The 13,325-nt window shown below is 61.7% G+C and carries 14 protein-coding genes and 2 pseudogenes; 8 read left to right on the forward strand and 8 right to left on the reverse strand.

Going from position 1 to position 13,325, the window contains the following annotated elements; translation table 11 throughout:
* Window positions 1-272: 272 nt before the first annotated feature.
* From E7813_RS25960 to E7813_RS25980, 5 genes are all read right to left on the reverse strand, one after another.
* Window positions 273-1,316, reverse strand: a complete 1,044-nt coding sequence (locus E7813_RS25960; RefSeq protein WP_291578164.1) for a lipid A deacylase LpxR family protein — start codon at window positions 1,314-1,316, stop codon at window positions 273-275.
* A gap of 160 nt (window positions 1,317-1,476) precedes the next feature.
* The gene (locus tag E7813_RS25965) at window positions 1,477-1,713 is read right to left on the reverse strand and encodes a hypothetical protein (protein ID WP_291578165.1); all 237 of its coding nucleotides are present in this window, start codon (window positions 1,711-1,713) and stop codon (window positions 1,477-1,479) included.
* Between the two features lie 433 nt (window positions 1,714-2,146).
* Window positions 2,147-2,407 carry a DUF1488 domain-containing protein gene (locus E7813_RS25970; protein ID WP_291578166.1) on the reverse strand — a complete coding sequence of 87 codons (261 nt, stop codon included), beginning with the start codon at window positions 2,405-2,407 and terminating at the stop codon, window positions 2,147-2,149.
* A gap of 8 nt (window positions 2,408-2,415) precedes the next feature.
* A complete protein-coding gene (locus E7813_RS25975) occupies window positions 2,416-2,634 on the reverse strand; it encodes a hypothetical protein (protein WP_291578167.1) in 219 nt (72 codons plus the stop codon).
* A 258-nt stretch (window positions 2,635-2,892) separates the two neighbouring features.
* The gene (locus tag E7813_RS25980) at window positions 2,893-3,582 is read right to left on the reverse strand and encodes a Crp/Fnr family transcriptional regulator (RefSeq protein WP_291578168.1); all 690 of its coding nucleotides are present in this window, start codon (window positions 3,580-3,582) and stop codon (window positions 2,893-2,895) included.
* A 247-nt stretch (window positions 3,583-3,829) separates the two neighbouring features.
* On the opposite strand from E7813_RS25980, the pseudogene E7813_RS25985 reads away from it, so the two are divergent.
* The 3 genes and pseudogenes from E7813_RS25985 (at window position 3,830) to E7813_RS25995 (ending at window position 6,729) form a co-directional block, all read left to right on the forward strand.
* Window positions 3,830-5,966, forward strand: a pseudogene (locus E7813_RS25985) (ComEC/Rec2 family competence protein).
* 146 nt (window positions 5,967-6,112) lie between these two features.
* Window positions 6,113-6,355 (forward strand): hypothetical protein, encoded by a 243-nt coding sequence (locus tag E7813_RS25990; protein WP_291578169.1) that lies wholly within the window; start codon window positions 6,113-6,115, stop codon window positions 6,353-6,355.
* Window positions 6,356-6,468: 113 nt separating this feature from the next.
* Window positions 6,469-6,729: a DUF3551 domain-containing protein gene (locus E7813_RS25995; RefSeq protein WP_291578170.1), complete on the forward strand. Its 261-nt coding sequence runs from the start codon at window positions 6,469-6,471 to the stop codon at window positions 6,727-6,729.
* A 169-nt stretch (window positions 6,730-6,898) separates the two neighbouring features.
* Here the strand turns inward: E7813_RS25995 and lexA are convergent, their stop codons facing one another.
* From lexA to E7813_RS26010, 3 genes and pseudogenes are all read right to left on the reverse strand, one after another.
* Window positions 6,899-7,606 (reverse strand): transcriptional repressor LexA, encoded by a 708-nt coding sequence (gene lexA, locus E7813_RS26000; RefSeq protein WP_291578171.1) that lies wholly within the window; start codon window positions 7,604-7,606, stop codon window positions 6,899-6,901.
* Between the two features lie 224 nt (window positions 7,607-7,830).
* Complete coding sequence (glp, locus tag E7813_RS26005; protein ID WP_291578172.1) at window positions 7,831-9,042, reverse strand: gephyrin-like molybdotransferase Glp; 1,212 nt, start codon at window positions 9,040-9,042, stop codon at window positions 7,831-7,833.
* A gap of 24 nt (window positions 9,043-9,066) precedes the next feature.
* A pseudogene (locus tag E7813_RS26010) lies at window positions 9,067-9,234 on the reverse strand (HAD-IA family hydrolase); the annotation flags it as partial.
* A 52-nt stretch (window positions 9,235-9,286) separates the two neighbouring features.
* On the opposite strand from E7813_RS26010, the gene E7813_RS26015 reads away from it, so the two are divergent.
* From E7813_RS26015 to E7813_RS26035, 5 genes are all read left to right on the forward strand, one after another.
* Window positions 9,287-10,708 carry a site-specific integrase gene (locus tag E7813_RS26015; RefSeq protein WP_291578173.1) on the forward strand — a complete coding sequence of 474 codons (1,422 nt, stop codon included), beginning with the start codon at window positions 9,287-9,289 and terminating at the stop codon, window positions 10,706-10,708.
* Window positions 10,701-11,051: a hypothetical protein gene (locus E7813_RS26020; RefSeq protein WP_291578174.1), complete on the forward strand. Its 351-nt coding sequence runs from the start codon at window positions 10,701-10,703 to the stop codon at window positions 11,049-11,051. Before E7813_RS26015 ends, E7813_RS26020 begins: the two co-directional genes overlap by 8 nt.
* A gap of 107 nt (window positions 11,052-11,158) precedes the next feature.
* A complete protein-coding gene (locus tag E7813_RS26025; protein ID WP_291578175.1) occupies window positions 11,159-11,434 on the forward strand; it encodes a hypothetical protein in 276 nt (91 codons plus the stop codon).
* 92 nt (window positions 11,435-11,526) lie between these two features.
* Window positions 11,527-11,898, forward strand: coding sequence for a hypothetical protein (locus tag E7813_RS26030; protein WP_291578176.1), 372 nt, complete (start codon window positions 11,527-11,529; stop codon window positions 11,896-11,898).
* A 21-nt stretch (window positions 11,899-11,919) separates the two neighbouring features.
* On the forward strand, window positions 11,920-13,325 hold a 1,406-nt coding region (locus E7813_RS26035), incomplete at its 3' end, for a bifunctional DNA primase/polymerase (RefSeq protein WP_291578177.1).

The following is a 13,325-nucleotide window of genomic DNA, read 5'->3' on the forward strand; positions in this document are numbered from 1 at the left end:
TTCATCGTCCGCAAGAAGGCGCTCTCGTCTTTAAGCACCCCTTGCGTCCACCGCATCCCGCCCCGCGTCCGTGACGATCGCGAGCGCCCCTTGAGGGGGCGGGACGCGATAGATATGAACTGATTTGGTCATTCTGAAAATCAGAATATTTTTGCAAAGGGCGCTTGACAGCGATGAAGAGGTTGAACGGACGTGGCTTTTTAGTCTCCAGCGCCAAGTGCTTTTTTCGGGATTTTGGCACCCGTTCCGTCACAACTTCGCGTTCAGCGCCCCTAGAACCGCGCGCTGGCCTCGATCGATCCAAACAGGTCGCTTTTAGACTGCGTGGTGTATTCGGGCGTACGCTGCGTCACGGAGAAACCGAGCTTGTAGCCGCTCTGGCTGAAGATTTCGGCGCCCGCCATGAAGTCGGTCACGAATACCTTCTTGGTCACGCTCGGGCTCCACGCAAACGTGCTGCCGTCGAGAAAGATATTGCGGGCCACGACCCGTTCCGCGATCCCGACATAGAAGTCCCAGCCCCAGGCTGGATCGTTCGGACCGGTGGAGAAGAACGACGCGCCGGAGGGCGACGGACGAATCCGCGTCGGGCCCCAGGTGGTCTGCAGCGAACGGCCGATCCGCAGCAGGGCACTGGCTTCCCCATAGGTAAATACGTTGCCGGCGGCGCCACCAAGCCCGGGGATCAGATCGATGCCGTAGCCATCGGCGAAATCATAGCCAATCTTCCAGCGCCGGTCCCAGGCCAGCACGATGCCGGGCTCGTTGGCGAGCTGCCAGTTGCCAGGCTGCGGCTGTCCGGACCCGATCAGGGAGTGAAAGCCGCCCTGGACGGCCTGCCACAACGAGGCGGACCCTCCGACGGCACCGACCTGGATCTCGAACGAATCGAGCTGCGAACGACCGGTTTCCTGGGCGACCGAAACGCCGGTGTAGAGCCAGCCGCCGAACGGCCGCTCACCCGGCAGGTGGACCGGGTCGGAGTCGCGCTGCGGCGTATAGATGCTCTGGCCGAACATCACTTGCATCTGCTGCTGGATCGCGCCGGCCGGCGCGCCGGCGGTCATGATGCCGCCTGACAGGAAGTCGTAGACGCTGCCGGCGATCGGATCTTTCTTGAAATCGTCGTACGCCACCGCGGCATAGAAGCCTTGGGTGTAGTCCCAATCGTGCTGCTGATCGAAGCCCAAGGCAGGGTTATAGGTTTTGGCGATGACGTCGTTTTCTTCGACAATGATGACGCGCTGCGCGCTCACGCTAGTACATGACAGCACGAACAGCACAAAACCCAACGGCGCCAGCCGACCCGCTGCCATCCACGACAATCGCATTGTTCATCTTACGGCGCGCGGGGGTCCCGAACAAGCCCCCGAGGGATGGCGGCAACAGCGAAAAGACCAGCCAAAACAACTGTCTTGTGGAAATTTATAACCTATTGCCACAACGCCACCGCGGCGCGGGGGTGAGGATGCGGCCTTACTGCTTGGGCATCATCCGCCCGCCCTTGATCTCGTGCGTGGCGGCTTTCCCGCGTTGCTTATCCAGCCAAGCCTCGGTTACGGCACTTTCGATGACGTGACGCTGAACACGGCGGCATTTTGGGCAAGTGAAGGTGCGCAGATCGTGATCGGCATAGCTTGGCTCAATCGCCGTCAGCTTCATCGGAGAGCCGCAAGCGGTGCACTGTGGACCCTGGTTCTGCGTGTCGAGCATGCGTCACCTCAGTTCGGCGCTCTGAGTTCGCCGTCAAGCCAACCAGCCGCCTTCGATGTGAAGGGATCAGATGCAATGACGCTTATCTCGACATGATCGCACCTGGGGCATTCGAACAACCGGCGTTCGAAACCAATTGGTCCCGCGGAAACGCGTTCCAGCATCATCCGCGTTTGGCAATGGGAGCAGCGAGGGCGCTGAATGGTAGTCAGGAATTGGTCGGGTAAGGGCATGACGTCTCCCTGCATGCGGCGGGAGCGTTACCGATCTCTCAGTCACCGGTAACTGCCGAAGGCACGCGGTGATTGTACGAATATGCCGCAACGCGTTGCCTCCCTAGTGGTCAAAATTGCTCACTTCCGAAAAGTTAATGAGCATTAATGCTTCGGCGTGATCTGGAGGATCGTCAGGGATCAACGCCCAGCGGCCTGTTTCAAAAATCAGCGGCAACCAGATCATAGGAACCTTTGCTGCCGCGGACGTACATCCTGGCAGCGGCGGCACATATCAAATCGCGGTTGATGTCGAAGGCGTTCAAAAAACCCGGCTCATCGAGGCAGGCATCCGGTTGAATCCGCCTCAACGCATCTTCGGCTACAAAAAATGACGCCTCTATTGCGCTATCGTGTCCCCAAAATCGCACGGCACGCCGCGTTGGATCGTATGACCGGCTGTGGTTTGGAAAATCGATCATGATGCCGATCAGTGATCGCGGCGATGGACGAACTCGCGATGTATCTCGCGGCCCGAGGCGTTGACTACCGATATCTCAAGGTCTGGATCGTCGGTCAGACTGTCCTCGTAAAAATGTTCCGTGAGCATCCCGCAGTGCGCAATCGCATCGGCGTCGGTGTCGAAGTCTTTTCCGACGCGATCCCGCATTGGAACGCCGTCTTTCATATCGAAGAAGAACATCGCCATACGAATTGCCTCATCATCAATGGGTGCAGATCACTTGGAACGGCTTGCCGAGACTGCGTGCCTTGGCACGAACGACAGTTATCGAACGTTTCAGAACAATAGCGGTGCGCGCGGCGGATGTACCTGCATCGATTAGCTTCGTCAGGTGTTCAAGTTGAGCCACCGACCAACGTCTGCTGCCAATGCGCACCATAAGGACCAATACGGCCTGTCGGCATTCGTTCCAAAATGAATCGCGTCTGTGATTCCCAAACCGGGCTATTCATCTTCTTTGATATGCGGCTTGTCGTGCAGAACCGAATCCAGCAACGAGCGATGGACGTCGATTTTTCCGTTGTAGCTGATGAAGCCCTTTTTTCGAAACCTGTTCATAAAAAAACTGACGCGGGATCGGGTCGTGCCGATCATCTCTGCCAACATTTCTTGACTCAGGGTGACTGGGACCGGTTTCGCGCCTTCCTTGCCGAAATCAGCCAGAAGAAGGAGAAGGCGCGCGAGTCTTCTTTCGCTTGAATTGAATAGCTGATCGACCAGATCCTCTTCGATCCGGCTATTGCGTGACAAAAGGTATGACACAAAAAATGCGGAAAGTTCCGGCTTCGCTTGGAGCGCCGAAATCATCGCCGCTTTTGTCAATGAAGTGAGAAGGCATTCTTCCATTGCGCGGGTCGTTGCGGTGCGCGACTTGGCGCCGTCCAGGCATCCTTCGCCGAAAAACTGTCCTTGCGATAGAATCCCGACCACCGCCTCCTTGCCATGTTCAGATAATACCGTGACTTTGACCTTGCCTTTCTGAATGTAAAAGACGGTCTCAGCGACTTCCCCCTGGACGAAGATTTCCTGATGCTTTTGGTATTTCTCGATCGTTATCCCCACGTCTGCCCGGCCAAGAAACGCCCTGGCATTAAAGGGTGCTTTTGAATTCTGATCGTGAGGTAAGTCAGCCACGGTGTGGACTCCCTGTGGCGGGAGCGCAACACTCTCGGTCACCGACAAAAGCCAAGAACAGCTCGGTGATGACAGTCAATACGGTTGGGGCAAAAAGGTTCCCGCCAACGCTGTGCTTTGGCAGCCGCTGGCCTTGGTGAGGGCGTGCGTCGGCTTTTCTCGGGAATTCCGTATCCGTTCCACTTTTCCGCGACCGACACCTTACGGTAGCGTTGCGGTAGGTGAGGGTTGTGTGGGGTAACGCCGAATGGCGGAGCGGGGCGGCGCTCAGGGCCGGGTGCAGGGCTATGCGGGGACCTGGCCGCCGCGGCAGGCGGCGTGGACGGGCGATTTCGCGCCCTCGGGTTTCGATGCCTGGTCGTCTTTCATCGAGAAGTTGCGGACGTGGGTTCGCGCTGAAGCGGGCGCCGGCCGGTTGCTGCCCTGGGTGCCCGTCGCATTCGGGGTCGGTATCGCGTTCTATTTCACCGCGGATTATGAACCGGTTGCCTGGGTAACCGCCGTCGCTGCCGTCATTCTCGGCGTGGCGGCGTTCCTGCTGCGGCGGCAAAAACTGTTTCCGCTCGCGGTGATGATCGCTGCCGTCGCCGCGGGGTTTGCGACCGCGACGTGGAAGACAGCAATCATCGCTCATCCGGTGCTGGCAAAGGCGATGTTTTCGGTGCCGCTTTCCGGCTTCGTCGAAGCGCGCGACATTCGCGAGCGCACCGACAGATTCGTGCTCCGGGTGGCGCAGATGGAAGTCCCGCGCGGCGGCATCCGGCTGGAGCGGGTCCGCCTGTCGGTGCGCAAGGGTACCGCGCCTGATGTCGGCAGCTTCGTCGAGTTGAAAGCGCGGCTGCAGCCGCCGCTGGCGCCGCTGCGGCCGGGTTCCTATGATTTCGGCCGCGACATGTTCTTCCAGGGCATCGGCGCTTCCGGCTTTGTCACCGGCGCCATCAAGACCGTGGCGGCGCCGGTCAGCGGCGGACTGTCGTTGCGCTATGCCGCGTTCATGCAGGGGTTGCGCGATGCGATCGACGACCGGATTCGAAAATCGATCGGCGGCGACCAGCGCGCTATCGCCACGGCACTCTTGACCGGCCGCCGCGACGCCATCACCACGCCGGTCAATGATGCCATGTTCATTTCCGGGCGCGGGCATGTGCTTTCGATCTCCGGCTATCACATGGCCGTGGTCGCCGGCGTGGTGTTCTTTGCGGTTCGTGCGCTGCTGGCGCTGATCCCGGCACTGACCACAGGCTTTCCGATCAAGAAATGGTCGGCGGCCGCCGCGCTTGCCGCCGCGGCCTTCTATCTCCTGCTGTCCGGCGCCGAGGTCGCGACCCAGCGCTCGTTCTTCATGACCGCGGTGGTGCTGATCGCCGTGATGGTCGACCGCCGCGCCGTGACCTTCCGCACCCTGGCGGTGGCCGCCATGATCGTGCTGGTGCTGGCGCCGGAGGCGCTGGTGCATCCGAGTTTCCAGATGTCGTTTGCGGCAACGCTCGGACTGGTGGCGCTGGTGCAGATCGGGATGCCGCGCCTGTTCGCCTCGCCCGACAACTCGATGACGGCGCGCGCGGCACTCTGGGGCGGCCGCGAGATCATGACGCTGACGCTGGCTTCGCTGGTGGCGGGATTGGCGACCACGCCCTATGCCGCGTTTCATTTTCATCGGGTGACGCCCTATGGCGTGCTCGCCAACCTGGCGGCGATGCCCGTGGTGTCGGCGGTGGTGATGCCGGCGGGCATGCTCGGCCTCTTGGCAATGCCGTTCGGCCTCGACGGGGTGTTCTGGAAGCTGATGGAATTCGGCATCGACTGGATGATCGTGGTGACGGAATGGGTCGCAGCACTGCCCGGCGCTATCGGCCGCATGGCGGCGTTCGGGACCGGGCCGCAATCTCGGCGTCCGTGGCCGGGACGGGCGGCTGCATCTGATGCGCACCGCCAAGGATGCGTTCCTTGTCAAGGAGTGGCTCGCCGCCGACGCCGACCCAAGGCTTCCCGCGGATTCCTCGCTGCCGGCAGGCGTCTCCTGTGACGAGGCCGGGTGCGTGGCCGAGATGTCCGACGGCGGGCTGGTCACGCTGGCGCTGAAGCCGGACGCGCTGACGGTCGATTGCGGGCGCGCGGCGCTGGTGGTGACCGCGCGGCAGGCGCCGGCGGCATGTCTGTCTCCCGTCGTCGATCAGGACCGGGTGCGAAGGCAGGGCGCGATGGCCTTGCGGCGAACCCGGGACGGATTTGCGGTCGACGCGGTCAGGCCGAAAGGCGCCGACCGGCCATGGTCGCCGGCGGTTGGCGGAGATACGGGCGACGAAACCAGCATTGCGCGCCCGGTATCGCGCGGCGCCGTCGATGCAACGCCACCGGAAGCGGAGTTGCAGCCGGAGGAGTGAGGCGTTTCGTCGGCACCCGCCACCGGGGCCGGCGCGTCGCGCTTCCGCACATCGATCAGTGACTTTGTTCCGTCACGCGATCCGAAATTTCCCGGAACCGATCGACAGGCCGTCAGGTTGTTTCCGCAGCCATTTGGGAGCGAACCATGACCGCCAGACTGACGACGATGGCTGGAGCCGCCGCCATCCTTTGTTTTAGCGTGGGCTTTAGCGCGCCTGGATCGGCTGACGAAATTGGCGTGGGATTCACGGCGACAACCAGGTCGACTGAGACCTTTTCGGTGGGTGACCGGCAGCTTGTGAAGATCCACACGCCCCGGGGCGAGATGATCGTGGTCAAGGACCGCATCCCGGATCGTCGCAGACCAAGTATCGTTGAATACGAATAGCCGTAGCGCGCATTTGAGCCAACTGGCTTCTCGTCCGGCGCCGGAATCACTGCTATAGCCCTGTGGTGGATCGCGCCATGAGGGCGTACGATTTTCCATGGCTGGAGTTTCGTGTGGTCAAGCTCATCTTTGCGACCCTTGCGCTTGCAATGGCTTTTGTTGCCGCCCCCGCACAGGCTCAATGGTATGATTCCAGCCATCCGATCTGCCTGCACGTCTTTGGCGAGTTGGAGGGCGAGCGGATGGATTGCGTCTTCACTTCGCTCGCCCAGTGCGAAGCCACGGCCTCGGGCCGTTCAGCGATGTGCGAGGTCAATCCATATTTCGCGCCGGTATCGCGTTTCGCGCCGATACCGCGTCGACGCAGACACTGAGCCGATCGGTCTGTCGTCGCCCGCCAAACCACGATGTTGACGGCAAGGTGTTTGTCACCACCCGCGAAAGCGTGTGGTCCAGGAAACGCCGGCGGCGCGACTCTCACAAATGCCGCGAAATACTGCATGCCCCGCTTTGGCGGGGCATGACGGCGGAGGACCGCTTTGATCAATACTTCCGGTAAAGCCCGATCAGCTTGCCCTGAATCTTGACCCGGTTCGGCGGCAGGATGCGCACCTCGTAGGAGGTGTTGGCGGGCTCGAGCGCAATCGAGGCGCCGCGGCGGCGGAAGCGTTTCAGGGTTGCTTCTTCTTCGTCGATCAGGGCGACCACGATATCGCCGGTCTCGGCGGTCTCGTTGCGCTGGATCAGCGCCATGTCGCCGTCGAGAATTCCGGCCTCCACCATCGAATCGCCGCGCACCTCGAGCGCGTAATGCTCACCGGAGCCGAGCATGTCCGGCGGCACGCTGATGGTGTGGCTACGGGTCTGCAACGCCTCGATCGGCGTGCCGGCGGCAATGCGGCCCATCACGGGTACCGCGACCGGACGGTTGCCGTCGTCCTCGGAAGCGCCGCTGCCGCTGCGCACCTTGCCGAGGTTGCCTTCGATGACGCTGGGGGTGAAGCCGCGGCGGCTGTTGCCGTTGCCGCCGCCGGAAAGCTCGGGAAGCTTGATCACCTCGATGGCGCGGGCGCGATTGGGCAGGCGGCGGATGAAGCCGCGCTCCTCAAGGGCGGTGATCAGGCGGTGGATGCCGGACTTGGAACGCAAATCCAGCGCGTCCTTCATCTCGTCGAAGGAGGGCGGAACGCCGGATTCCTTCAGGCGTTCGCTGATGAAACGCAGGAGTTCATATTGTTTGCGCGTGAGCATCTCGAGCAGTCCCCAGGGTTGCCATCGCCAAGCTTGGCGTGTCGTTCGATTCCAAGACGTTCATTCCAAGAATGATCATTCCAAGAAGATCATTCCAAAGCGTTGGTGCCGTCGTTTACTCGAAACAAATAGTGAACAGACACTATATGTTCCATATGTGTTCCGCAACCACTTAATTTCCCGTCAACGCGCGAGGCTTTTGTCGGGACGCGCGGGGAAGGGGGTTAGCCGGGCAGCCGAAGGATGTCGCAAGGCGAGCCGGCGGCGGCGGCCGGCGCAAACGGCGGACGGATCACAAGTGCCCGTGCCGCAGCGAGATTTCCCAATAGCGAACTATCCTGATGGTCGACCGGGGTGGCGATCAGGGCTCCGTCGCGGCGCGTCTCAAGGCGGGCGCGCAGATAGTCCTCGCGCTGGTCGTTGGCGGCGACACCGCGCCCCAACAGCGCGGTCGCGCCGGCGTGATGGATGTCGCTGCGGCCGGACAGAGCCCGAATCAACGGCACCAGAAACAGGTAGCCGCAGACATAGGACGACACCGGATTGCCGGGCAGGCCGATCACCCGCATGGCGCCGAGACGGCCGTGCATCATCGGCTTACCCGGGCGCATCGCGATCCGCCAGAACGCCATGGTGACCCTTTCGGCCTCCAGCGACTGCTTGACGAGGTCGTGGTCGCCGACCGAAGCGCCGCCGGTGGTGATCAGGATGTCGGCCCTGGCATCGCGGGCGCGGCGGATGCCCGAGGTGGTGGCCTCGACGGTGTCGGCGGCAATGCCGAGATCAATAGTCTCCGCGCCCTCGGCACGGGCCAGCGCGCGGAGCGCATAGCCGTTGGAATAGACGATCTGCCCGGGCCCCGGGGTTGAGCCCGGCATCACCAGTTCGTCCCCGGTGGCGAGAACGGCGACCCTGGGGCGGCGGCGCACGGCCAACTCGGGGTGGTTCATGCCGGCGGCGAGCGACAGATCGCGGTCGGAGAGCCGCGTTCCACGTTTTAGCAGCACATCGCCCTTGCTGAAGTCGATGCCGGCCGGGCGAATATGCCGTCCGGTCACCGCGGCTTCCGTGATGGTGATGCCGCCGTCCTCGATAACGGTGTCTTCCTGGATGATGACGGCGTCGGCGCCCTCGGGGATCACGCCGCCGGTAAAGATCCGAACCGCTTCGCCGGGACCGAGCTTGTTTTCGAACGGTCGGCCTGCCGCGACCTCGCCGATCACCTTGAGCCGTGCTGCAACGTGAGAGGCGTCCGCGGCGCGGGCGGCATAGCCGTCCATCGCCGACATCGCCTGCGGCGGCTGGGTGCGCAAGGCCGCAACATCGCGCGCCAGCACGCGGTGGTGGGCCGCGTCGAGTGCGATCATTTCCTCGGCCAAAGGCTCGGCCCCCGCGAGGATGGCAGCAAGCGCATCGGCGACCGGCATCAAGGCCAAGACAGAACTCCCAAAGCCAGTCCTCTAGAACCCGAGCGCGGCAAGCGCACCGGCGACATCGTGCGGCGAGGTCACGCGAACCGCTTGCAGGCCGCTGTTACGCGCGCTCTCGACGTTCTCGGCGGAATCGTCGAAGAACACGATACGCCCGGCAGGTACCCCGATCGCCTTCACCACGTGATCATAGGTTTCATTCAGCGGCCATTGATCCGTCAAGCATTTTTCCATGCATCGCATTTAGGCCTTGGAAAATCAAGTACATCTCTGGACAAGCTCGGACAGCGCCTTACATAGGCTGGACGCACTTTGCACTTTGCGGTGCGGACACTGTGCGGACACGGGAGATCCAGCGATGTCGCGAAAGCAGACCAGAACCGGAGCCACGGCCAGCCGGACCGCCAAGGTCACGGCCCTGATCAAGCACCCCGGTACACCACTAGGTGAGCAGCAGGCTGGCGTAGCCGCGCTGGAGCGCTTGGGCGGCCCGCTGGCGCGTCCCACGACACCGGGCAACCATTTGACCGACGCCGACGTCAGGAAGCTGCAGCCGCCCGCCACCGGCAACAAGATCACCTACGACGGCGCTCCCGCCGGTTTTGGCGTGCGGGTCACCGCCGCAGGCACCAAGAGCTTCATTTTCAATTACCGGGTCAAGACCAGCGGTCAGGAGCGCCGGTACACCATCGGCGAGTTCGGGAGCTGGTCGACATCGGCGGCGAGGGCCGAAGCCAAGAAGCTTCGCTCGAAAGTCGACGGCGGCGGCGATCCCCGTGGTGAGGTTGAGGAGCAGCGCGAAGCCCCGACCATGAGCGAGTTGTGTGACCGGTTTGAACGAGAGCACCTGCCCAAGAGGCGCGTCACCACGCAAAAGCAGTACGCTCGGCTGATCCGGCTCTACATTCGACCGCACTTCGGGAAGTTCGCGAAGGTCAGCGACATCAAATTCGCCGACATCGACAAGCTGCACGGCAACGTCACGAAGAAGAGTGGCCCATACAACGCCAACCGGTGTGTTGGCGTGCTCAGCAAGATGTTCTCGCTCGCGATCAAGTGGGAGTGGCGGACCACCAATCCATGTCGCGGCATCGAGCGCAATCCCGAGCCGCCGCGCAAAAGATACTTATCGGGCGAAGAGTTGATGCGGTTGACCATGGAGCTGACCAAGCAGGAACGGCAGTTCGCCGACATCATTCGCCTGTTGTTGCTGACTGGTGCAAGACGCGGCGAAGTTCTCGGCATGCGCTGGTCTGCGCTTGATCTCACCAAAGGCATCTGGACCAAGCCCGCCGCCGAAACCAAGCAGGCGTCCCTTCACGTCGTGCCGTTGTCGGAGCCTGTGGTGACGCTGCTGAAGGCAATCGAACGCGGCAAGAGCGAGTTCGTGTTTCCGAGCGACAGCACGACTGGCCACGTCGTCGAGATCAGCAAGGCGTGGTGGAAGCTGCGCGAGTCTGCTGGTCTCAGCGATCTGCGCATCCACGACCTTCGGCACAGCTTCGCCAGCTATCTCGCCAGCTCCGGTGCATCGTTGCCGTTGATCGGCGCGCTGCTGGGACACAGCAACCCAACCACGACTGCACGATACGCGCACTTGTTCATGGATCCGCAACGTGCCGCCGCCGAAAAGGTCGCGGCGATTGTCGGCAACGGTGGTCGCCATGGCTAAGGCGTCCGACGACCTGTCAGTGTTCGACGTGGTGAGCGACGTCATCGACGACGTCCGCAATCAACTACGTATTGGTGAAGCGAGGCAGGGCATCACGTTGACGCTGACGGCGGACGAATGCACCAAGATGCTTGCCTGTCTCAAGGATCCGCCGCTCGCCCACCGGAAGCCAAAAAACGGTATCGAGAAGGCGCAGAAGACGGTAGCCATCGCCTTGCATTGCTTCGGTCTTAAGAAGGGCGGAATGCTAATGAAGAATGCCGTCGAAGATACAGCCGAGCACTTTGGCTGCAAACGTTCGACCGTCTACACAGCATGCAAGAGGCATCCGCCGTCCAAATAAGTCTGAGACTTCCTTGGACCGAATGCTTTTAAAATTGACCGAATGCTTTTGAAATTCAGGTTTTTCGGTCCTATTGAGGAGGCTGACCAAATTTTGAGGCCAGCCAAATGTCCAACGCCAACGCCCTGAGAACTACGCCGCGTCCGCCGCGCCTGACGCGCGACACCCGTCCAGACATCACGCTTCCGAATGGCAAGCTGATCAAGCCTCGCGTTCGCATCGCGAAGGAAAACGGGCTGTGCGAGAAAACCGTCCAGCGCATGAACCCCGAGACCGTCTTCGTCGGTGGCGTCGCGTATTGCGACCCTGTTGAGGTTCTGGAGATGATTGGCGGCAATCTTAATCGCCGCAACGCGCCGCCGAAGCGACGCCGCCGCAGTTGAACGCAAAACGGCACCTTGGCGGGGGACCAAGGTGCCGTCTGTGTATGCACGATTGAGATTTCAACTTCGTCGGCGGGCAAGCCGACAACAACATGGAAGGGCTGCTTCCGATGACACGTATAGTCAAAAAGGTTCCAGACCGCAAGACGCGGCACAAGACCAAGGCAACGCATCAGTTGTTGTGGATCGCGTACGGGCCCCACCGCCATCTTGCGGCGCGGACTGTCGACGGGTGCTACGTCATCCAGCCGCTGTTCGGGGACCGCCGCAAGAAAGGCAAGCTGCCCTTCTTCGGGTTCGTTATCAGCTTCGTTACGTGGTCCGACAGCCTTGACGATGATCCGTTCATGGCCGACGCCGAAGAGGGAGGCGTTCGCGTCATCGCGACCGGCGTACAGGACGAAGCTGAAGCCAAGAAGATCGCGCAGGCCGATGCCGACACCATCGACGATGTCAAAGCATGATCGCTGCAACGAAAGCGCGTCATGCCGGAACGCAAGAGTATCACGACGCAACAGTTTCGAGTTGCAGTGCAGGCGGCCAAAGAAGCCTATGCCAGCAGCTGGCGGATGCTTGATGCGGCGCTGGCGTATGCCGCGCATGGTGTGCCGGTGTTTCCACTCGACCCGGTCAGCAAGGCTCCAATCCCGAAGCGCGATCCTGATCCGACCGGGAGAGATCCGAAGGGCATTCCGCGCACTGGCGGCTTCTACAAGGCTACCTGCGACCCGGTTCAGATCGCGGCGTGGTGGAAAAGAGGGCGCAGGAACCTGATCGGCGTGCCGATGGGACCACGGTCCGGCGTCTGGGCGCTCGACGTCGATACCGACGTGGAGCACAATGATAACGGCATTTTGGCGTGGAGTGTTCTGTCAGCCGAACATGGTGAGACCGTCACTCGCGAGCACCGCACCGCCAGTGAAGGCCTGCACCTGATTTTCAATTGGGAGGACGGACGACCGATTGGCTGCAGCGCAGGTTCACTGCCCGGCGGCATCGAAGTCAAGGGTGTGGGCGGCTACATCGTGGTGCCGCCGTCACGGCGCGAGGGCAGGGGGTATTACGTCGGCGTCGATATCGAGCCTGTCGATGCGCCAGCGTGGCTGGTTGAGATCATCGGTATCCGGAAAGAGCGAGTAGCTTCGCAAGCGAGGCCGTCACGTCATGTCGATGCCGGTGATGATGACGATGATGGTGATGACGAAGGTCGGGTGTTCCGAGATTTTGCCGATCAGGTAGACATCGCCGATCCCGGCGAGTTGGCCGACGCGATGGCATATGTGCCGAATGATGACCTGCCGTGGTTTGAATGGAATAAGCGAGCGATGGCGCTGTTCGTTGCGACAGGCGGCAGTGAATTCGGTTATGAGCTGCTCGATGCGCTGTCGAAGAAGTCATCTAAGTCTTGGATCAATGTGAAGGAGACGCCGCGCCAGTGCTGGGAAAGGATCAGGGGATCGCCGCCCAACGCCATCGGCGCGGAATATCTCTTCAAGATCGCCACCGACAATGGCTGGCGCGTGGTGGCACCGCCGTTGCCGGATCCGGAGTTCTCCGATCCCGAGCGGGCGCGTGCCGAACTTTCCAAGCAACTGCAGGGGTTCTTCGAGCTAGTGGCCGAGATACCTGAACCGAACGTGTTTCAGCTCTGGGCTATCAAAGTTGGCGCGAAGCGTCCCGATCCACCGCCGGTGCAGGCGATATGCAGCAGCACCGGGCTTGGCAAAACCCAGCTCGGTACCAAGGAGGCGGTGCGTTTTAATTCTCGGACCAGACCGCCGCGACCTCGTCGCAGATTACGTCGAAGCAGGATCATGTATCTGGTGCCGACACTGGACCTTGGCGTGAAGGTCGTTGGGGATTTTGCAGAGCAGGGAGCCAACTTCGAACT

It is taken from the genome of Bradyrhizobium sp. (genome assembly GCF_004799405.1).
GTDB lineage: Bacteria > Pseudomonadota > Alphaproteobacteria > Rhizobiales > Xanthobacteraceae > Bradyrhizobium.